At 65.6% G+C, this 21,404-nt stretch carries 14 protein-coding genes and 3 rRNA genes; 14 read left to right on the forward strand and 3 right to left on the reverse strand.

Annotation, left to right across the window (positions count from 1 at the left end; all coding sequences use genetic code 11):
* The first annotated feature begins 105 nt into the window (after positions 1 to 105).
* Positions 106 to 2,073, forward strand: a complete 1,968-nt coding sequence (locus tag M2157_RS39680; RefSeq protein ID WP_280867569.1) for an acetoacetate--CoA ligase — start codon at positions 106 to 108, stop codon at positions 2,071 to 2,073.
* 9 nt (positions 2,074 to 2,082) lie between these two features.
* Here M2157_RS39680 and M2157_RS39685 read toward each other — a convergent pair whose 3' ends face one another.
* Positions 2,083 to 3,402 carry an aminotransferase class I/II-fold pyridoxal phosphate-dependent enzyme gene (locus M2157_RS39685; RefSeq protein ID WP_280856327.1) on the reverse strand — a complete coding sequence of 440 codons (1,320 nt, stop codon included), beginning with the start codon at positions 3,400 to 3,402 and terminating at the stop codon, positions 2,083 to 2,085.
* 121 nt (positions 3,403 to 3,523) lie between these two features.
* Between M2157_RS39685 and M2157_RS39690 the strand changes: the two genes are divergently transcribed.
* Both M2157_RS39690 and M2157_RS39695 read left to right on the forward strand, forming a co-directional pair.
* Complete coding sequence (locus M2157_RS39690; RefSeq protein WP_280867570.1) at positions 3,524 to 4,732, forward strand: MFS transporter; 1,209 nt, start codon at positions 3,524 to 3,526, stop codon at positions 4,730 to 4,732.
* A 22-nt stretch (positions 4,733 to 4,754) separates the two neighbouring features.
* On the forward strand, positions 4,755 to 5,648 hold the full coding sequence (locus M2157_RS39695; protein WP_280856325.1) for a hypothetical protein: 894 nt from the start codon (positions 4,755 to 4,757) through the stop codon (positions 5,646 to 5,648).
* A gap of 69 nt (positions 5,649 to 5,717) precedes the next feature.
* On the opposite strand, the gene ptsP is transcribed toward M2157_RS39695, so the two are convergent.
* Entirely contained in the window at positions 5,718 to 7,388 is a 1,671-nt protein-coding gene (gene ptsP, locus M2157_RS39700) for a phosphoenolpyruvate--protein phosphotransferase (protein ID WP_280856324.1), read from the reverse strand.
* Between the two features lie 82 nt (positions 7,389 to 7,470).
* Positions 7,471 to 7,920: a PTS glucose transporter subunit IIA gene (locus M2157_RS39705; RefSeq protein ID WP_280856323.1), complete on the reverse strand. Its 450-nt coding sequence runs from the start codon at positions 7,918 to 7,920 to the stop codon at positions 7,471 to 7,473.
* A gap of 553 nt (positions 7,921 to 8,473) precedes the next feature.
* Here M2157_RS39705 and M2157_RS39710 point away from each other — a divergent pair.
* The 11 genes from M2157_RS39710 to M2157_RS39760 all read left to right on the forward strand — a co-directional run bounded on the left by M2157_RS39710 (position 8,474) and on the right by M2157_RS39760 (position 21,384).
* Positions 8,474 to 9,999, forward strand: a 16S ribosomal RNA gene (locus tag M2157_RS39710).
* A 305-nt stretch (positions 10,000 to 10,304) separates the two neighbouring features.
* Positions 10,305 to 13,427: ribosomal RNA gene (locus tag M2157_RS39715) — 23S ribosomal RNA — on the forward strand.
* Positions 13,428 to 13,498: 71 nt separating this feature from the next.
* Positions 13,499 to 13,615, forward strand: a 5S ribosomal RNA gene (rrf, locus tag M2157_RS39720).
* Together the 16S, 23S and 5S rRNA genes form the textbook arrangement of a ribosomal RNA operon.
* Before the next feature lie 109 nt (positions 13,616 to 13,724).
* Entirely contained in the window at positions 13,725 to 14,333 is a 609-nt protein-coding gene (locus M2157_RS39725) for a CDP-alcohol phosphatidyltransferase family protein (protein WP_266567473.1), read from the forward strand.
* 115 nt (positions 14,334 to 14,448) lie between these two features.
* On the forward strand, positions 14,449 to 16,944 hold the full coding sequence (locus tag M2157_RS39730; protein WP_280858946.1) for a mannose-1-phosphate guanyltransferase: 2,496 nt from the start codon (positions 14,449 to 14,451) through the stop codon (positions 16,942 to 16,944).
* A gap of 95 nt (positions 16,945 to 17,039) precedes the next feature.
* Positions 17,040 to 17,945 (forward strand): DUF881 domain-containing protein, encoded by a 906-nt coding sequence (locus M2157_RS39735; RefSeq protein ID WP_266567477.1) that lies wholly within the window; start codon positions 17,040 to 17,042, stop codon positions 17,943 to 17,945.
* Positions 17,942 to 18,274: a small basic family protein gene (locus M2157_RS39740; RefSeq protein WP_003988855.1), complete on the forward strand. Its 333-nt coding sequence runs from the start codon at positions 17,942 to 17,944 to the stop codon at positions 18,272 to 18,274. Before M2157_RS39735 ends, M2157_RS39740 begins: the two co-directional genes overlap by 4 nt.
* 5 nt (positions 18,275 to 18,279) lie before the next feature.
* The gene (locus M2157_RS39745; protein WP_280867571.1) at positions 18,280 to 19,110 is read left to right on the forward strand and encodes a DUF881 domain-containing protein; all 831 of its coding nucleotides are present in this window, start codon (positions 18,280 to 18,282) and stop codon (positions 19,108 to 19,110) included.
* Positions 19,111 to 19,171: 61 nt separating this feature from the next.
* On the forward strand, positions 19,172 to 20,077 hold the full coding sequence (locus M2157_RS39750; protein WP_280856320.1) for an FHA domain-containing protein: 906 nt from the start codon (positions 19,172 to 19,174) through the stop codon (positions 20,075 to 20,077).
* 18 nt (positions 20,078 to 20,095) lie between these two features.
* Entirely contained in the window at positions 20,096 to 20,833 is a 738-nt protein-coding gene (locus M2157_RS39755; RefSeq protein WP_280856319.1) for a MerR family transcriptional regulator, read from the forward strand.
* 77 nt (positions 20,834 to 20,910) lie between these two features.
* Positions 20,911 to 21,384, forward strand: a complete 474-nt coding sequence (locus M2157_RS39760) for a bifunctional nuclease family protein (protein WP_004002801.1) — start codon at positions 20,911 to 20,913, stop codon at positions 21,382 to 21,384.
* Positions 21,385 to 21,404 lie beyond the last annotated feature (20 nt).

Raw genomic sequence — 21,404 nt, forward strand, 5'->3', positions numbered from 1 at the left:
GCGTAGAAGTTGATCACATGGCATCGTCCCTGTCAGCCGCGTCACGCGCACACCCCTGGCCCGTGCGCGGGAGACGCACACGACGCGCACAGTCCGGGAGCCCCCATGTCGACCGTGAATCCCCAGCCGCTCTGGCAGCCAGATCCGCAGCGCATCGCCAGGTCCCAGGTCACCAGGTTCCAGGCATGGGCGGCCGAACGCCACGGCGCCCCGGCCGACGGAGGCTACGAGGCCCTCCACCGCTGGTCGGTGGACGAGCTGGAGCCGTTCTGGGAAGCAGTCACCCAATGGTTCGACGTACGGTTCTCGACGCCGTACGCGCGCGTGCTGGGCGACCGCTCGATGCCCGGCGCCGAGTGGTTTCCCGGCGCCACCCTCAACTACGCCGAGCACGCCCTGCGCGCGGCCGAGCCCCGCGCGGACGAACCCGCCCTCCTGTACGTCGACGAGACCCATGAGCCGCGCCCGGTGACCTGGTCCGAGCTGCGCCGCCAGGTCGGCTCCCTGGCCGCGGAGCTGCGCGCCCTCGGCCTCCGGCCCGGAGATCGCGTCAGCGGCTACCTCCCGAACATTCCGCAGGCCGTCGTCGCCCTGCTCGCCACGGCCGCGGTGGGCGCCGTCTGGACGTCCTGCGCCCCCGACTTCGGCGCCCGCAGCGTCCTGGACCGCTTCCAACAGGTCGAACCGGTCGTCCTGTTCACCGTCGACGGCTACCGCTACGGCGGCAAGGAGCACGACCGCCGTGAGACGGTCGCCGAACTCCGCCGCGAACTGCCTTCCCTGCGCGCCGTCGTCCACATCCCGCTCCTCGGCACCGAGGCTCCCGAAGGCGCCCTGGAGTGGGATGCCCTCACGAGCGCGGACACGGAGCCGGTCTTCGAACAGGTGCCCTTCGCGCACCCCCTGTGGGTGCTCTACTCCTCGGGCACGACAGGCCTGCCGAAGGCGATCGTCCAGTCCCAGGGCGGCATCCTCGTCGAGCACCTCAAGCAGCTCGGCCTGCACTGCGACCTCGGCCCTGAGGACCGTTTCTTCTGGTACACCTCCACGGGCTGGATGATGTGGAACTTCCTCGTCTCCGGCCTCCTCACGGGCACGACCGTCGTGCTGTACGACGGAAGCCCCGGCTACCCCGACACAGGAGCCCAGTGGCGGGTCGCCGAACGCACCGGCGCCACCCTCTACGGCACCTCGGCCGCGTACGTCATGGCCTGCCGCAAGGCCGACGTGCACCCAGGCCGCGACTTCGACCTCTCCAAGGTGCAGTGCGTGGCCACCACCGGCTCACCGCTTCCGCCCGACGGCTTCCGCTGGCTGCACGACGAGGTCCGTGAGGACCTGTGGATCGCCTCCGTCAGCGGAGGCACGGACGTGTGCTCGTGCTTCGCGGGCGCCGTACCGACCCTGCCCGTGTACATCGGCGAGCTCCAGGCACCGAGCCTGGGCACCGACCTGCAGTCCTGGGACCCGAGCGGCAAGCCCGTGATCGACGAGGTGGGCGAACTCGTCGTCACCAATCCCATGCCGTCGATGCCGATCCACTTCTGGAACGACCCCGACGGAAGCCGCTATCACGACAGCTACTTCGACACCTATCCCGGAGTGTGGCGACACGGCGACTGGATCACCGTCACCTCCCGCGGCTCGGTCGTCATCCACGGCCGCTCCGACTCGACGCTCAACCGCCAGGGCGTCCGCATGGGTTCGGCCGACATCTACGAGGCCGTGGAACGACTCCCCGAGATCAAGGAGTCCCTGGTCATCGGTATCGAGCAGCCCGACGGCGGCTACTGGATGCCGCTGTTCGTGCAACTGGCTCCGGGAGCAGCCCTCGACCAGGCACTCCTCGACCGCATCAAGGCGACGATCCGCGAAAACCTCTCACCTCGCCACATCCCGGACGAGGTCATCGAGGTCCCCGGCATCCCGCACACCCTGACCGGGAAGCGCATCGAGGTCCCCGTCAAGCGCCTCCTCCAAGGCACCCCTCTGGAGAAGGCGGTCAACCCGGGCTCCATCGACAACCTCGAACTGCTCCACTTCTACGAGGACCTGGCCCGCAAACGCGCCTGACGGAGCGGGTCACCCACCGTAGGTGGCCTCGGACTCACCCAGCACGCCGGCGAAGTCCGAGGCCAGCCGCGCCGCATCGGCCGGCTCCAGCTCAGCGGCCGTGATCCGCACACCCGGACCGGACGACAGCCGGAACCGGGCCCCGGCCGCGACCCACCAGCCGTACGACCTCAGCCCGTTCACCACGGCCGACTCGTCCCGGACGGGCACCCACACATTCATCCCGCTCGACCCGTGCGCCTCGATGCCCCGGTCACCGAGCTCCCGTACAAGAGCGTTCCGGCGCAGCGCATAGGTCTCCCGGGCACGAGAGACCAACGCGCGCGTGCTTTCGTCGGTGAGAAGCCCGTACACCGTCTCCTGGAGCAGATGACTGACCCAGCCGGACGTCAGCAACAGCCGCCCGTCGTGCCGACCCAGTGTGGTCGGATCACACGCGGCGGCCGCCCACCTCAGGTCCGTCCCCAGGAACTTGCTCACCGTCCGCACATGCACCCAGCGCGGCAGCCCCGCGCCGGTCAGCGTCCGCAGGGGGGCGTCGGCGACGGCGGAAGCGTGATCGTTCTCCACGACCAGCACCTCAGGGTGTGCCCGGAGCACACCCAGCAGTGCCTCCTGACGCTCGGCGGAGAAGCGACCGCCGTACGGATTCTGCGCCCGCGGACTGCACACGAGCGCCCGCGCCCCGGCCCGCAGCGCTTCACGTACGGCCTCGGGCAACACTCCCTCGTCGTCGACGGCAACAGGGACCATGCGCATCCCCAGCGCCGTGACCAGATCCAGCAGGTGGTGATACCCGGGATCCTCCATGGCCACGGCATCACCGGGCCGTAGCTCCACGGAGAGAAGCCGTCCGACCAGATCCAGCGCCCCATGTGCGAAGGTCACGTGCTCCACGGGTACGCCCTCGGGCCGCAGCCACGCGCGTACGGCGTCCTCGAGCCGTGCCAGCCGGGGCGTCGAACGGTGCGAGCGAGCGCCGGGGGACAGCCGGGAGGGGGGCACCAGCCCGGGGAGCAGCCGCGGATCGGGGTGACCACCCGCCAAGTCCCGCAGGCCATCGGGCACTTTGGGCGGCCGACGGGACGCCACCGCCGGGGCCGGTGCCACCACGGTCCCACCCCGCCCCCGGGTGACCACGATCCCGCGCTGCCGCAGTTCCTTGTACGCCGTGGCGACCGTCCCCGGGCTCACGCCGAGGTCGTCCGCGAGGCGCCGCACCGGCGGCAGTGCGGCTCCGGGGGCCAAGGAGCCCTCAGCCACGGCTCGTTCGGCGGACGCCGCAATTCCCTTGGCCGTCGTCCCGCTGATCCCATATTGTGTTGCCACGATGCAGAGTATGTATCAGTACGTAAATGAAAAGCAAGCGGGCAAGGGGGGAGCAGTGCATCGGGTACGGCGCGCGACAGCATGGTCGAAAAGCGTTCCCGGAGGTCGCGACGGGCGCAGAATGCTCGCCATCGCGCTCGTCGACCGCATCGGCAGCGGACTGTGGGCTTCCGTATCCGTCCTCTACTTCACGTACGTCTCCGAGCTCTCCCTGGCCCAGGTCGGCACGCTCGCCGCCGCCGCGGGTGCCATCGGCATCGCAGGGGCACCGATGGGCGGCAAGCTCGCCGACCGATTCCCGATCACCCGGGTCCTGCTGACCGTCCAGCTCATACGTGCCGCGGCCTCCTGCGCACTGCTCACCACCGACAACTACGCCCTGCTCATCGCCTTCTCTGCGGTGGGCGGCCTCGGCGACCGCGCCGCGAGCATCCTCACCAAGCTCTACGCCACCCGAGTCGCCGGCCCGGACCGCGTCCGCTACCAGGCGTTCCACCGAACCGTGGCCAACGCGGGCTGGGCGCTGGGCGGCCTCGCCGCCGCCGCAGCACTGGCGCTCGGCACCACGGCCGCCTACCAATGGCTCCTCGCCGGAGACGCCCTGTCCTTCGTCGCCTCAGCACTCCTCACCCTGCGCTGCGGCGAGCCCCCGTCCTCCTCCCGCACCGTCACCACCTCGAAGCACCCGGCCCCCACGACCAGGCCGGCCACCCCCTGGCGGGACCGCACCTATCTCGCCTACGTCGCCACCGAGACCGTCCTCTTCCTCGACGACGCGGTGTTCAAGGTCGGCCTGCCCCTGTGGATCGCACACGAGAGCAACGCACCGAACGGACTGGCACCGCTCCTGATGGTCCTCAACAACGTCATGGTCGTGGCACTCCAGGTGCCCCTCGCCCGATTCGGCACCACCACGGCAACTGCCCGGAACCTCCTCCTGCCGCTCTCCGCCACCTTCGCCCTGGGCGGCATCGCCATGGCACTCGCGGCCACGGGCGGAGCCGTCACCGCCACAGCGCTCCTCACTGCCGCGGCAGCGGCTTTCACCATGGCCGAGATGCTGCACGCCACCATCTCCTGGGAACTTTCCGTCGCCCTCGCCCCCGAGACCGCCCAGGGCACCTACCTCGGCGTCCACGGCCTGGCCCAGGCCGTGCAGCGCACCTTCGGGCCACTCGCAGTCACCGCGGCCATCGCCACCGGCCCGGCAGGATGGGCCGCCTTCGGCACATTCATAGCCCTGACCTGCACAATCCAGCACCGGCTGGTCCGGGTGCGCCTCGCCCCGGCCTCATTGTCAGTGCCGCCGGTTACTGTGAGTGAGAATTGATCGACTGCGCACAGGGGGAAACATGGCGCACACCGACCACCAGACAATGCGACGCGTCCTGCGCCGCGAAATCGCCGGAACCATCGGCCTGCTCACCGACGAACACGACTTCCGCGCCATGCGGCGCTACCGCAGCTTCACCTTCGACGACCACGCGACCTACCTGGAACAGGTCGAAGACCTTCTGAGGACCCGCGCCTCACAGGGCAGCCACACCACCGTCGCCCTCTTCGACCCCCAGGAGTACGCCGAGTTCTGCGAGGAGACCGGCCTCAACCCGGACATCCCGTCGAGCCGAACACGCTTCACGGCAGAACTCGCCAACACCGGACCGACGCTCCCGTACGAGGGCCAGCCCCTCACCGACCTCGTGCCCGCCCTCGTGGACGAAGCCGTCCGCCAGGCCACCTGGGAGTACGCGACCACCCTCCTCGCCCGCCTCGGCGCCTGCGGTTCCTGCGGGGAGGACATCGGTCGCGCGGCCTTCACCCGCGCCTCCCACCTCCTCGTCCGGATCCTCGACACAGCCCTGCCGGGCGAACACCACCTCGTCTGCAGCGTCACCGCCACCCCGGAAACCCTCGTCGCCGTCCTCCACTCCGACGAGAACACCGAGGGGGCCGTCCAACTCGACGAGGCCGAAGCCCTCGAATTCACCACGGTCCTCGCACTCGGCATCGCCACCCAGAGCCCCGGCGGACTCGTCATGCGCACCAGCGCCCCCGGGACAACCGACCGCATCTACGGCTGGCGTCTGTGCGGCGACGGACTCGAACCCCTCACCGCCGGAGAAGTCTTCGACGCCTACTGCACTGATGTCGACTCCGGCGACCTGATCTCCCCGGAATCGGACGTCGACTACTGCGTGCCCCCCGACCTCGGACCGGAAGGACAGACGTCGCGCCACAGTCACTGAACACAAAGAGGGCGCTCCCCCCACGGGTGGAGCGCCCTCCAGGAACCATCAGCCGACATCTCGGTCCGGCTACTCGCCCGACAGCACCGCCTGAGCCGCGGCACGCGCGTCCTCGGCACTGTCGGCGGCCCGTGCGGCTGCGGCAGCACGCTCGCACTGCGCCAGCGTGTACTTCGCCAGCGTCGTCCGGACATAAGGAATGGACGCCGCACCCATGGAAAGCGAGGTGACCCCCAGACCGGTCAGCACACAGGCGAGCAGCGGGTCGGACGCGGCCTCACCACAGACGCCACAGCTCTTGCCCTCGGCCTTCGCCCCTTCGGCGGAAAGCGCGACCAGGTCGAGCAGCGCAGGCTGCCACGGATCCTGCAGACGCGACACCGCACCCACCTGACGGTCGGCGGCGAAGGTGTACTGCGCGAGATCGTTGGTCCCCAGCGAAAGGAACTCGACCTCCTGCAGAATCGACCGCGCCCGCAGAGCGGCCGAGGGAATCTCCACCATCGCGCCGAACTTCGCCTGCAGCCCTGCCGCACGGCACGCGTCGGCGAACGCCCTGGCATCGGCGCGATCCGCCACCATCGGGGCCATGACCTCGAGGTAGACGGGCAGGCCCTCGGCGGCTTTCGCAAGCGCCGTCAGCTGAGTCCGCAGCACGTCAGGGTGATCGAGCAGCGTCCGCAGTCCACGCACACCCAGCGCCGGGTTCGGCTCGTCGGACGGCGTCAGAAAGTCCAGCGGCTTGTCCGCGCCCGCATCCAGCACACGGACGACCACACGCCCCTCGGGGAACGCCTCGAGGACCTGGCGATACGCGTCGACCTGCTTCTCCTCGGACGGAGCGTTCTTGCTGTCGTCGAGGAAGAGGAACTCAGTACGGAAGAGACCGACGCCCTCGGCTCCCGCTTCGAGCGCGGCGGGCACGTCCGCCGGACCACCGACGTTGGCCAGCAGCGGCACCTTGTGGCCGTCGGCTGTGGCACCCGGACCCGTCGACGCGGCGAGCGCGGCCTTCCGCTCGGCGGCAGCGGACTCCAACTCGGCCTTCTTCTCCTCGCTCGGGTTCACGAAGATGTCACCGGTGCTGCCGTCGACAGCGATGACCGTGCCCTCGCCCAGCTCACCGGCACCCGGCAGAGCCACAACGGCCGGCACACCGAGCGCCCGCGCCAGAATCGCGCTGTGGCTGGTCGGCCCGCCCTCCTCGGTGACGAAACCCAGAACGAGCGTCGGGTCCAGCAGAGCGGTGTCGGCAGGCGCGAGATCACGCGCCACCAGGACATACGGCTCGTCGCTGTCCGGGACGCCCGGCATGGGCACCCCGAGCAGACGGGCGACGATACGATTCCGCACGTCGTCGAGGTCGGCGACGCGACCGGCCAGGTACTCACCCGCGCCCGCCAGCAGCTCGCGGTACGCGGCGAACGCGTCGTACACGGCGCGCTCGGCCGTGCTGCCGACGGCGATACGCCGGTCCACGTCTGCCATCAGCTCGGGGTCCTGGGCCATCATGGCCTGCGCTTCGAGCACCGCCTGGGCTTCGCCCCCCGCCAGATTGCCGCGCGCCATCAGGTCGGCGGCCACAGCCTCCACGGCCTTGCGGGCGCGCCCCTGTTCACGCTCCGCGTCCTCCGCCGGAATCTGCTTGGCAGGCGGCTCCAGCACCGCCGTTCCCATGTGCCGAACCTCGCCGATCGCCACACCGTGGCTCACACCGACGCCTCGCAGCGTTGTCTCCATCTCACCCGTCTCCGATAGTGCGGCGGGTCCCGCCGCCGCGGTGGTTGTCGTCTCTACTTGCCGTCGCGGGACGGCACTGACGTCACTTCCAGCCGAAGAGACTGTCGCCGGCCTTCACGTCGCCGTCCTCACGGAGTTCGGAGAGGGCCTCGGCCGTGGCCTCCAGAGCCACCACCGGGCAGACCGCGGACTTGCCGGCGGCCTCGACGGCGGCCGGGTTCCAGCGCACGATCGCCTGACCGCGCGTGACGGTGTCGCCCTTGTTCACCAGCAGCTCGAAACCCTCACCGTTGAGCTGCACGGTGTCGATGCCGAGGTGGACGAGCACGCCGTGCCCCTGTTCGTCCACGACGACGAACGCGTGGGGGTGGAGAGAGACGATCACACCGTCAACGGGCGCGACGGCCTCGGACGGTTCGCGCACGGGATCGATCGCCGTACCCGGGCCGACCATGGCCCCGGAGAAGACCGGATCGGGCACGGCGGCCAATCCGATGGTGCGTCCAGCAAGAGGGGACGTCACGGTGGTCATGGGAAGCCTCCCAGGGGTGGAGCTGCGTATATGCACCGTCACTGCCTGTCCCGGACGGCGCTGTCCAGCAGCGTATGGCATGTGAAGTACGGGTTCCGCTCGAAGATAGCGCTAAGTGGTCTAGACCACCAGCCCAAGTGATTTGCACCCTCTTCGCGGCCCCGTGTACAGTCGTACCCCTGCTTGAGGCCGAGCGGCGCCACCGAGCGTCCCAGCCTGGCAGCACCCAACTTGTCAGATCCTAACTCTGGATCATCTTCTGCATGCTTGCAGGACGGTGGTCAGAGGGCCGGAAAAACACTGATAGAGTTTGGAAACACCGAAGGGAAGCGCCTGGAGGAAAGCCCGAGAGGGTGAGTACAAAGGAAGCGTCCGTTCCTTGAGAACTCAACAGCGTGCCAAAAATCAACGCCAGATATGTTGATACCCCGTCTCCAGCATCTGCTGGGGCGAGGTTCCTTTGAAAAAACACAGCGAGGACGCTGTGAACGGTCGGGCTTATTCCGCCTGACTGTTCCGCTCTCGTGTGTGTCGACCGGATTACCGGTAAACATTCACGGAGAGTTTGATCCTGGCTCAGGACGAACGCTGGCGGCGTGCTTAACACATGCAAGTCGAACGATGAACCACTTCGGTGGGGATTAGTGGCGAACGGGTGAGTAACACGTGGGCAATCTGCCCTTCACTCTGGGACAAGCCCTGGAAACGGGGTCTAATACCGGATACCACTACCGCAGGCATCTGTGGTGGTTGAAAGCTCCGGCGGTGAAGGATGAGCCCGCGGCCTATCAGCTTGTTGGTGAGGTAATGGCTCACCAAGGCGACGACGGGTAGCCGGCCTGAGAGGGCGACCGGCCACACTGGGACTGAGACACGGCCCAGACTCCTACGGGAGGCAGCAGTGGGGAATATTGCACAATGGGCGAAAGCCTGATGCAGCGACGCCGCGTGAGGGATGACGGCCTTCGGGTTGTAAACCTCTTTCAGCAGGGAAGAAGCGAAAGTGACGGTACCTGCAGAAGAAGCGCCGGCTAACTACGTGCCAGCAGCCGCGGTAATACGTAGGGCGCAAGCGTTGTCCGGAATTATTGGGCGTAAAGAGCTCGTAGGCGGCTTGTCACGTCGGGTGTGAAAGCCCGGGGCTTAACCCCGGGTCTGCATTCGATACGGGCTAGCTAGAGTGTGGTAGGGGAGATCGGAATTCCTGGTGTAGCGGTGAAATGCGCAGATATCAGGAGGAACACCGGTGGCGAAGGCGGATCTCTGGGCCATTACTGACGCTGAGGAGCGAAAGCGTGGGGAGCGAACAGGATTAGATACCCTGGTAGTCCACGCCGTAAACGGTGGGAACTAGGTGTTGGCGACATTCCACGTCGTCGGTGCCGCAGCTAACGCATTAAGTTCCCCGCCTGGGGAGTACGGCCGCAAGGCTAAAACTCAAAGGAATTGACGGGGGCCCGCACAAGCAGCGGAGCATGTGGCTTAATTCGACGCAACGCGAAGAACCTTACCAAGGCTTGACATACGCCGGAAAGCATCAGAGATGGTGCCCCCCTTGTGGTCGGTGTACAGGTGGTGCATGGCTGTCGTCAGCTCGTGTCGTGAGATGTTGGGTTAAGTCCCGCAACGAGCGCAACCCTTGTCCTGTGTTGCCAGCATGCCCTTCGGGGTGATGGGGACTCACAGGAGACCGCCGGGGTCAACTCGGAGGAAGGTGGGGACGACGTCAAGTCATCATGCCCCTTATGTCTTGGGCTGCACACGTGCTACAATGGCAGGTACAATGAGCTGCGATACCGTGAGGTGGAGCGAATCTCAAAAAGCCTGTCTCAGTTCGGATTGGGGTCTGCAACTCGACCCCATGAAGTCGGAGTTGCTAGTAATCGCAGATCAGCATTGCTGCGGTGAATACGTTCCCGGGCCTTGTACACACCGCCCGTCACGTCACGAAAGTCGGTAACACCCGAAGCCGGTGGCCCAACCCCTTGTGGGAGGGAGCTGTCGAAGGTGGGACTGGCGATTGGGACGAAGTCGTAACAAGGTAGCCGTACCGGAAGGTGCGGCTGGATCACCTCCTTTCTAAGGAGCACTTCTCACCGATCCCCTCGGGGTGAGGTCAGAGGCCACTACGCAGGCACACGTTCTGCGGTGGTTGCTCATGGGTGGAACGTTGATTATTCGGCACTTTCAGTCATCTCGGGCTGCCAGTACTGCTCTTCGGAGCGTGGAAAGCTGATCACGAGTGGCGAGGGTGTCGGGCACGCTGTTGGGTGTCTGAGGGAATGATTTCCCTCGATGCCGGCCCCAGTGAACTCGCCTGTGAGGGCGGGGTGATGGGTGGCTGGTCGTTGTTTGAGAACTGCACAGTGGACGCGAGCATCTGTGGCCAAGTTTTTAAGGGCGCACGGTGGATGCCTTGGCACCAGGAACCGATGAAGGACGTGGGAGGCCACGATAGTCCCCGGGGAGTCGTCAACCAGGCTTTGATCCGGGGGTTTCCGAATGGGGAAACCCGGCAGTCGTCATGGGCTGTCACCCATACCTGAACACATAGGGTATGTGGAGGGAACGCGGGGAAGTGAAACATCTCAGTACCCGCAGGAAGAGAAAACAACCGTGATTCCGGGAGTAGTGGCGAGCGAAACCGGATGAGGCCAAACCGTATGCGTGTGAGACCCGGCAGGGGTTGCGCATTCGGGGTTGTGGGATCTCTCTTCTGTCGTCTGCCGGCGACAGGACGAGTCAGAAACCGTTGATGTAGGCGAAGGACATGCGAAAGGTCCGGCGTAGAGGGTAAGACCCCCGTAGTCGAAACATCAGCGGCTCGTTTGAGAGACACCCAAGTAGCACGGGGCCCGAGAAATCCCGTGTGAATCTGGCGGGACCACCCGCTAAGCCTAAATATTCCCTGGTGACCGATAGCGGATAGTACCGTGAGGGAATGGTGAAAAGTACCGCGGGAGCGGAGTGAAATAGTACCTGAAACCGTGTGCCTACAAGCCGTGGGAGCGTCGCGTGCAGAGTTTACTCTGTGCGTCGTGACTGCGTGCCTTTTGAAGAATGAGCCTGCGAGTTTGCGGTGTGTTGCGAGGTTAACCCGGGTGGGGTAGCCGTAGCGAAAGCGAGTCCTAATAGGGCGTTTGAGTAGCACGCTCAAGACCCGAAGCGGAGTGATCTAGCCATGGGCAGGTTGAAGCGGAGGTAAGACTTCGTGGAGGACCGAACCCACCAGGGTTGAAAACCTGGGGGATGACCTGTGGTTAGGGGTGAAAGGCCAATCAAACTCCGTGATAGCTGGTTCTCCCCGAAATGCATTTAGGTGCAGCGTCGTGTGTTTCTTGCCGGAGGTAGAGCACTGGATAGGCGATGGGCCCTACCGGGTTACTGACCTTAGCCAAACTCCGAATGCCGGTAAGTGAGAGCGCGGCAGTGAGACTGTGGGGGATAAGCTCCATGGTCGAGAGGGAAACAGCCCAGAGCATCGACTAAGGCCCCTAAGCGTACGCTAAGTGGGAAAGGATGTGGAGTCGCAGAGACAACCAGGAGGTTGGCTTAGAAGCAGCCACCCTTGAAAGAGTGCGTAATAGCTCACTGGTCTAGTGATTCCGCGCCGACAATGTAGCGGGGCTCAAGCGTACCGCCGAAGTCGTGTCATTCATGCAATAGGGCCAACGCCCGTATGGATGGGTAGGGGAGCGTCGTGTGCCGGGTGAAGCCGCGCCGGAAGGCAGTGGTGGACGGTTCACGAGTGAGAATGCAGGCATGAGTAGCGATACACACGTGGGAAACGTGTGCGCCGATTGACTAAGGGTTCCTGGGTCAAGCTGATCTGCCCAGGGTAAGTCGGGACCTAAGGCGAGGCCGACAGGCGTAGTCGATGGATAACCGGTTGATATTCCGGTACCCGCTGTGAAGCGTCAAACATCGAACCAGGCGATGCTAAGTCCGTGAAGCCGTTCCGGACCCTTCGGGGAATGGAAAGTGGTGGAGCCGGCGAACCAGACTTGTAGTAGGTGAGTGATGGGGTGACGCAGGAAGGTAGTCCAGCCCGGGCGGTGGTTGTCCCGGGGTAAGGGTGTAGGACGTCAGGTAGGTAAATCCGCCTGGCAATAGTCTGAGACCTGATGCCGAGCCGATTGTGGTGAAGTGGATGATCCTATGCTGTCGAGAAAAGCCTCTAGCGAGTTTCATGGCGGCCCGTACCCTAAACCGACTCAGGTGGTCAGGTAGAGAATACCGAGGCGTTCGGGTGAACTATGGTTAAGGAACTCGGCAAAATGCCCCCGTAACTTCGGGAGAAGGGGGGCCATCACTGGTGAGAGGACTTGCTCCTCGAGCTGGGGGTGGCCGCAGAGACCAGCGAGAAGCGACTGTTTACTAAAAACACAGGTCCGTGCGAAGCCGTAAGGCGATGTATACGGACTGACGCCTGCCCGGTGCTGGAACGTTAAGGGGACCGGTTAGTCACATTTCGGTGTGGCGAAGCTGAGAACTTAAGCGCCAGTAAACGGCGGTGGTAACTATAACCATCCTAAGGTAGCGAAATTCCTTGTCGGGTAAGTTCCGACCTGCACGAATGGCGTAACGACTTCTCGACTGTCTCAACCATAGGCCCGGTGAAATTGCACTACGAGTAAAGATGCTCGTTTCGCGCAGCAGGACGGAAAGACCCCGGGACCTTTACTACAGTTTGATATTGGTGTTCGGTTCGGCTTGTGTAGGATAGCTGGGAGACTTTGAACTCCGGACGCCAGTTCGGGGGGAGTCGTCGTTGAAATACCAGTCTGGTCGTGCTGGATGTCTAACCTGGGTCCGTGATCCGGATCAGGGACAGTGTCTGATGGGTAGTTTAACTGGGGCGGTTGCCTCCTAAAGAGTAACGGAGGCGCCCAAAGGTTCCCTCAGCCTGGTTGGTAATCAGGTGTTGAGTGTAAGTGCACAAGGGAGCTTGACTGTGAGACCGACGGGTCGAGCAGGGACGAAAGTCGGGACTAGTGATCCGGCGGTGGCTTGTGGAAGCGCCGTCGCTCAACGGATAAAAGGTACCCCGGGGATAACAGGCTGATCTTCCCCAAGAGTCCATATCGACGGGATGGTTTGGCACCTCGATGTCGGCTCGTCGCATCCTGGGGCTGGAGTCGGTCCCAAGGGTTGGGCTGTTCGCCCATTAAAGCGGTACGCGAGCTGGGTTTAGAACGTCGTGAGACAGTTCGGTCCCTATCCGCTGCGCGCGCAGGAATATTGAGAAGGGCTGTCCCTAGTACGAGAGGACCGGGACGGACGAACCTCTGGTGTGCCAGTTGTTCTGCCAAGGGCATGGCTGGTTGGCTACGTTCGGGAGGGATAACCGCTGAAAGCATCTAAGCGGGAAGCCTGCTTCGAGATGAGTATTCCCACCCCCTTTGAGGGGTTAAGGCTCCCAGTAGACGACTGGGTTGATAGGCCGGATCTGGAAGCCCAGTAATGGGTGGAGGTGACCGGTACTAATAGGCCGAGGGCTTGTCCATATTTGCTCGCGTCCACTGTGTTAGTTCTGAGGCAACGACCGTGTTGTGTTTCCGGTCTAACTTCATAGTGTTTCGGTGGTCATAGCGTGAGGGAAACGCCCGGTTACATTCCGAACCCGGAAGCTAAGCCTTACAGCGCCGATGGTACTGCAGGGGGGACCCTGTGGGAGAGTAGGACACCGCCGAACTCCTTTTAGAGCTCTGGCTCTTGGGCACACAGCCCAAGAGCCAGAGCTTTTTTGCGTTGAGGTAGGGTCAGGGGGCATCGTTGGCACGTTTCCCACAGGAGGCCCCCGGGTGGAGGTCCAGGAGACCCGCGTCCAGACGGACCGGGTCCTCACCATCCCCAACATCCTCAGCATGGCGAGGCTCGTTGGGGTGCCGCTCTTCCTGTGGCTGATCCTCAGGCCCGAGTTCGGAGGGCCTAAGAGTGACACCTGGGCGTTGCTGGTACTGGCTCTGAGCGGGATCAGCGACTACCTGGACGGCAAGCTCGCCCGACGGTGGAACCAGATCAGCAGTCTTGGCCGGCTGCTCGACCCCGCGGCTGACCGGCTCTACATTCTCTCGACTCTGGTCGGTCTCACCTGGCGCGAGATTCTGCCAATCTGGTTGACGGCTGCACTGCTCTTGCGAGAGCTGGTTCTCCTGGTGATGGTGGGCATCCTCAGGCGCCACGGTTATCCCCCGCCGCAGGTGAACTTCCTTGGCAAGGCTGCCACCTTCAACCTGATGTACGCCTTCCCGCTGCTCCTGCTCAGTGACGGAACTGGATGGATCTCGTCACTCGCTGCTATTTTCGGATGGGCGTTCGCAGGATGGGGTACAACGCTGTACTGGTGGGCAGGAGTGCTCTACGTGGTACAAGTCCGCCGCCTGGTCCGTGCGGACGCCAAGGCCGACTGAACCCCGCCCATTGGCACGGCCGTGGCGGCTCGATGGCCCCCGGCAGAAAAGTGCGGGACAATCTGGACGGGTGAAGTCGGCTAGACCGTCGTCTCTTAAGGAGGACGCTTCCGACATGAAGGCCGTCGTGATGGCCGGAGGCGAAGGCACACGCCTTCGTCCCATGACCTCAAGCATGCCCAAGCCGCTCCTGCCGGTGGTAAACCGGCCGATCATGGAGCACGTGCTGCGGCTGCTCAAAAGGCATGGGCTCAACGAGACCGTCGTCACCGTCCAGTTCCTGGCCTCACTGGTCAAGAACTACTTCGGTGACGGTGAAGAGCTCGGAATGGAGCTCTCCTATGCCAATGAGGAGAAGCCACTCGGTACCGCCGGAAGCGTCAAGAACGCCGAAGAGGCGTTGAAGGACGACGCATTCCTCGTCATCTCCGGTGATGCTCTGACCGACTTCGACCTCACCGAGCTCATCAACTTCCACAAGGAAAAGGGTGCGCTGGTCACCGTCTGTCTGACGCGTGTGCCCAATCCGCTCGAATTCGGCATCACCATCGTCGACGAGGAAGGCAAGGTCGAGCGCTTCCTGGAGAAGCCGACCTGGGGGCAGGTCTTCTCGGACACGGTGAACACGGGCATATATGTCATGGAGCCCGAGGTCTTCGACTACGTCGAGCCCGATGTGCCCGTGGACTGGTCCGGTGATGTCTTCCCGCAGCTGATGAAGGAAGGCAAGCCGATCTACGGCTACATCGCGGAGGGCTACTGGGAGGACGTCGGTACGCACGAGAGCTATGTCAAGGCACAGGCCGACGTCTTGGAAGGCAAGGTCGACGTCGAGATCGACGGCTTCGAGCTCTCCCCGGGCGTCTGGGTGGCCGAGGGTGCAGAGGTGCATCCCGATGCCGTTCTCCGCGGTCCGCTGTTCATCGGGGACTACGCGAAGGTGGAGGCCGGCGCCGAGATCCGCGAGCACACCGTCGTGGGCTCGAACGTTGTCGTGAAGAGCGGCGCGTTTCTGCACAAGGCCGTCGTGCACGACAACGTGTATGTCGGGCAGCAGAGTAATCTTCGTGGCTGTGTCGTCGGGAAGAACACCGACATCATGCGCGCCGCCCGTATCGAGGACGGCGCGGTCATCGGTGACGAGTGCCTCGTCGGCGAGGAATCGATTATTCAGGGGAATGTGCGGGTCTACCCGTTCAAGACCATCGAGGCCGGCGCCTTCGTCAACACCTCGGTCATCTGGGAGTCCAGGGGCCAGGCGCATCTCTTCGGCGCCAGAGGTGTCTCCGGCATCCTGAACGTCGAGATCACCCCGGAGCTCGCGGTGCGGCTCGCCGGCGCCTACGCGACGACCCTCAAGAAGGGGTCGACCGTCACGACCGCCCGGGACCACTCCCGTGGCGCGCGGGCACTGAAGCGGGCGGTCATCTCCGCTCTGCAGGCCAGCGCCATCGATGTACGCGACCTGGAAAACGTACCGCTGCCCGTGGCGCGGCAGCAGACCGCTCGCGGTAGCGCCGGGGGAATCATGATCCGGACCACGCCCGGGGTACCGGACTCCGTGGACATCATGTTCTTCGACGGGCGGGGCGCGGACCTTTCGCAGGGCAGTCAGCGAAAGCTGGACCGGGTGTTCGCGCGGCAGGAGTACCGGCGCGCGTTCCCGGGTGAGATCGGAGACCTGCACTTCCCGGCCAGTGTCTTCGATTCGTACACCGGTTCACTGTTGCGGAACGTCGACATCACCGGGATTTCCGAGTCCGGGCTGAAGGTCGTCGTCGACGCGTCGAACGGCAGCGCGGGTCTGGTGCTGCCCAGTCTGCTCGGGAAGCTCGGCGTGGACTCGCTGACGATCAACCCTGGGCTCGACGAGTCCAGGCCGACGGAGACGGCGGACGCTCGGCGGTCGGGTCTGGTGCGGCTGGGTGAGATCGTGGCGTCCGCGCGGGCCGCGTTCGGGGTGCGGTTCGACCCCGTGGGTGAGCGGCTGTCCCTCGTGGACGAGAAGGGGCGGATCATCGAGGACGACCGGGCGCTGCTGGTCATGCTCGACCTGGTCGCCGCGGAGCGGCGCAGCGGCCGTGTGGCGCTGCCGGTGACCACCACGCGGATCGCCGAGCAGGTGGCGGCGTACCACGGCACGCAGGTGGAGTGGACGACCACCTCGCCCGACGACCTCACCCGGGTCGGCCGCGACGACTCGACGATCTTCGGTGGTGACGGCAAGGGCGCCTTCATCATCCCGGAGTTCAGCAGTGTCTTCGACGGTGCGGCGGCCTTCGTACGGCTGATCGGGCTGGTGGCGCGGACGCAGCTCACGCTCAGCCAGATCGACGCACGGATTCCGCGGGCGCATGTCCTCAAGCGGGACCTGGCGACCCCGTGGGCCGTCAAGGGACTGGTGATGCGCAGGGTCGTGGAGGCGGCGGGCGATCGCTTTGTCGATACGACCGACGGTGTCCGGGTCGTGGAAACCGACGGACGCTGGGTGATGGTGCTGCCGGACCCGGCGGAGGCGGTCACCCATCTGTGGGCCGAGGGGCCCGATGACGCGTCCGCGCAGGCCCTGCTGGACGAGTGGTCGGCGGTCGTGGACAGCGCCGGCCGCTGAGACACGCACGCGTGCGTGCCGGACAGGTGTCCCCAAGGGGGCCTGTCCGGCACGCCGATGGGGCCATTCGGAGGTAGGGGCCGCGACGTGCGACGATGTGCGGCATGCCGCAGCAGCCCCCCATTCGGAGCACCCCTACGCGCCCCACGCGCCCGGACGCCTCCATGTCGCTGCTCACCAACGTCATGGACCACAGCCTCGACGACGGGTACGCCGAGGCTGCGGCCCGCAAGAAGGCCGCCGGTGACGGCGGGCTGCCCAAGACGTTGCGGGCGAGGCTGGGGCTGGCCGTCGGCCTGGTCCTCGCCGCTCTCGTGGTCACCGTGGGGGCGGCGCAGGCGCGGGTGGCGGCTCCGGTCGTGGCCAAGGAGCGCGAGGAGCTCATCGACCGTATCGACCGCGAGACCGAGACGGCGGACAAGCTCGAGGAGAGCGTCGACCAGCTGCGTGACGACGTGAGCACGCGGCAGCGCGAGGCGCTCAAGCAGAGCGGCGACAGCGGCCAGGCCGACCTCGTGGGCATCCTGTCGGGCGCAGTGGAGGTGCACGGCCCGGGCGTCAAACTGGTCGTGAACGACGCCAAGGAGGCCAGCACGGGCGGCGACGGGAATCCGCGTGAGACGTCGGGGTTCTCCGACACCGGGCGGGTACGCGACCGTGACATGCAGCGAGTGGTGAACGGGCTGTGGGAGTCGGGCGCCGAGGCCGTCTCCATCAACGGACAGCGGCTGACCGCGCTGTCGGCGATCAGGGCCGCGGGTGACGCGATACTGGTCGACAACAAGCCGCTGGTTCCGCCGTATACGGTGCTTGCGGTGGGGGACGGGCAGCGGCTGAGCACCAGGTTCCAGGACAGTGCCGACGGGCTGTATCTGCACGCCCTGCAGGAGAACTACGGCATCCGGACCGCCATCTCCGTGGAGGACGACCTCCGGCTGCCGGCCGCACCGAGTGTGATCGTACGTACAGCAGAGCCGAGAACTGAGAAGGGCACATCGTGATCGCCGTACTGGGCCTCGTCGTGGGAGTCGTGGCCGGCCTCTTGGTCCGGCCTGAGGTTCCGGCGGTCGTCGAGCCTTATCTTCCGATCGCCGTGGTGGCGGCGCTGGACGCCGTCTTCGGAGGTCTGCGGGCCATGCTCGACGGCATCTTCGACGACAAGGTCTTCGTCGTGTCGTTCCTGTCGAACGTGGTCGTGGCCGCGTTGATCGTGTTCCTGGGCGACAAGCTGGGCGTGGGCGCCCAGCTCTCGACCGGTGTCGTCGTCGTGCTCGGCATCCGGATCTTCTCGAACGCCGCGGCGATCCGTCGACACGTCTTCCGGGCGTGAGGCCGATGAGCGAACAGGAAGAGACGCCCGGCAACAAGCTGCGCAAGGAACTGCCCGAGGAACTCCCGGCGGCCCCTCCCGAGGAGGCGGAGACCCCGGCGCCGGAGCCGGGGCTCACCGGCCGTCAGCGGCTGGTGCAGGGGTTGTGGCCGCCGCGCGTGACCCGGGCCCAACTCATCGTCGCGGTGCTGTTGTTCGGCCTCGGATTCGGCCTCGCCGTCCAGGTGGCCTCCAACAGCGACAGCGACAGCGCGCTGCGGGGGGCGCGGCAGGAGGATCTCGTACGCATCCTCGATGAACTGGGCGACCGTACACAGCGTCTTCAAGACGAGAAGCAGGGCCTCGAGAATCAGCGGGACGAGCTGGAGAACAGCTCCGACCAGGCCGAGGAGGCCCGCAAGCAGACGGTTGAGAAGGAGCGGCAACTCGGCATCCTCGCGGGCACGGTGGCCGCGCAGGGGCCGGGCATCACGATGACGATCGACGACACCAAGGGGACGGTCGAGGCGGACATGCTGCTCGACGCGATCCAGGAGTTGCGCGCGGCAGGCGCGGAGGCGATCCAGGTGAATGGCGTACGGGTCGTCGCCAACACCTTTCTGTCGGACTCGGGCAAGAGCGTGAGTGTCGACGGGAACAAGATCACCGCGCCTTTTCGTTTCAAGGTCATCGGCAATCCGCAGGACCTCGAACCGGCGCTCAACATCCCTGGAGGCGTGGTGCAGACTCTTGAGAAGGAGCAGGCCACCGTGAGCGTCGAGCAGTCGGACAAGATCGTCGTGGACGCCTTGCGAGCGGCGAAGCGGCCTGACTACGCTCGGTCGTCCCCCCGGTGAACCGGGGGTGCATGGGGGGCGTCCGGCCAGGGCATGAGGTTGCGGGGGGTCGCCGCACCGAATGGGTGGTGCGTGGTGGAAACTGTCTGGTGGAAACGGACGTTGTGAGGATGTCCGGGTCGACCGGTGTGTTCAATCAGGGTTCGTCCTGCCCCACGGGCGGGTCTGTTTCGGTCAAGGGGAATCGCCCGTGAAGTTGTTTGCGAAGTTGTTCGGCAAGAGCGCGCGAGAAGGTAGCGACAACGCGACCGCTCGTCACCGCGCACAGCCCGACGCCGAGGGCCAGCGCCCGCTGTTCCGGGACCAGGTGGGCGGCCAGGGTGGCGACATTTCCGGAGGTCAGGGCGTGCCGTCTGTTGACCCTGCCCAGTCCGGCGGCATAGGTTTCGGGCAGCCGTCAACCTCAAGTACGGGTGGAGGGTTTTCCCCTATGTCGGCCCTGGTGTGTACGAGGTGCGGTAACCGCAACGCGGAGAACAGCCGCTTCTGCTCCAACTGCGGCGCCCCGCTGCGGGCCGGGGCCGTGCCCGAGCGTCCCTCGGAGACGACCTCCACCATCTCCATCTCGGGACTCGAGGCGTACGACTCCGAGGTCACCGGCCAGACGCAGATGCCGGCGCTCTCCCCGGAGGCGCAGGCTGCCGTCGACGCGCTGCCGCTGGGCTCGGCGCTCCTGGTCGTGCGTCGTGGACCCAACTCGGGCAGCCGCTTCCTGCTGGACGGCGAGCTGACCACGGCCGGCCGTCACCCGCAGAGCGACATCTTCCTCGACGACGTCACGGTCTCGCGCCGGCATGTGGAGTTCCGCCGCGGTCAGGACGGCTCGTTCACGGTGTCCGACGTGGGCAGTCTCAACGGCACGTACGTCAACCGTGAGCGGATCGACTCGGTCGCTCTGAACAACGGCGACGAGGTGCAGATCGGCAAGTACCGGCTGGTCTTCTACGCGAGCCAGCAGGGCTACTGACCCTCCCAGGGAAGGTCCATGCTTCAAACACCGAGCGGCGGTGCCGGACACGGCACCGCCGCGACGGACAGTGGGCTGATGAGCATCGGCACGGTGCTGAACGTGCTGCGCGACGAGTTCCCCGAAGTCACGATCTCCAAGATCCGTTTTCTGGAGTCCGAGGGCCTCATAGAGCCGCAGCGGACTCCCTCCGGGTACCGCAAGTTCAGCGAGCGGGACGTCGAGCGTCTCGGTCAGGTCCTGAGGATGCAGCGGGACCACTATCTGCCGCTCAAGGTGATCAGAGAGCATCTGGACGCCATGGAGCGAGGCGAGGCCGTCGCGCTGCCCACGGTCGGCCGCCAGCGGGACGGAGAAACGCTCCTGGAGGTCCCTGAAGGCCCCACAGCGGCCCGGATCGGCCGGGCCGAGCTGCTCGCCGCCGCCGAGATCGGCGAGTCGGAGCTGGCGGAGTGGGAGTCGTACGGACTCATCACGCCTTTTCCGGACGGTGCCTACGACGCCGAGGCGGTCACCGTGGCCGCGCTCGTCGTCGAGCTCGGCCGGTTCGGGATCGAGCCGCGGCATCTGCGTGCGATGAAGGCCGCCGCCGATCGTGAGGCCGGGCTGGTCGACCAGGTCGTGGCCCCGTTGAAACGCCACCGCAACCCGCAGACCCGCGCACACGCGGAAGCGCGCGCCAAGGAACTCGCGGGGCTAACGGTGAAGCTGCACGCGACGCTCGTGCAGACCGCGCTCGGGGTACGCCTGCCCTGACGGTGGCCGGGCATCGGATCGTCCCCCGTTTCCTGCCCGACTACCCAAACGTCCCGGGCACGGCCTAGGGTTGCTGTGTGAACGAGCTCGATGTCGTAGGTGTCCGGGTCGAAATGCCCTCCAACCAACCGATCGTGCTCCTGCGTGAAGTGGGAGGCGACCGCTACCTCCCCATCTGGATCGGGCCGGGGGAGGCGACTGCGATCGCCTTCGCGCAGCAGGGCATGGCCCCCGCACGACCGCTGACCCACGACCTGTTCAAGGACGTGCTGGAAGCGGTCGGTCAGGAGCTCACCGAAGTGCGCATCACGGACCTGCGTGAGGGCGTCTTCTACGCGGAGCTGGTGTTCGCCAGCGGGGTCGAGGTGAGCGCGCGGCCGTCGGACGCCATAGCGCTGGCCCTGCGCACCGGGACGCCGATCTACGGCAGCGACGGAGTGCTCGACGACGCCGGCATCGCGATTCCGGACGAGCAGGAGGACGAAGTGGAGAAGTTCCGCGAGTTCCTCGACCAGATCTCCCCGGAGGACTTCGGTACCAGCAGTCAGTGAGGCGGCCGCGGCCGATCCGG

The organism is Streptomyces sp. SAI-127, from assembly GCF_029894425.1.
Lineage (GTDB): Bacteria > Actinomycetota > Actinomycetes > Streptomycetales > Streptomycetaceae > Streptomyces.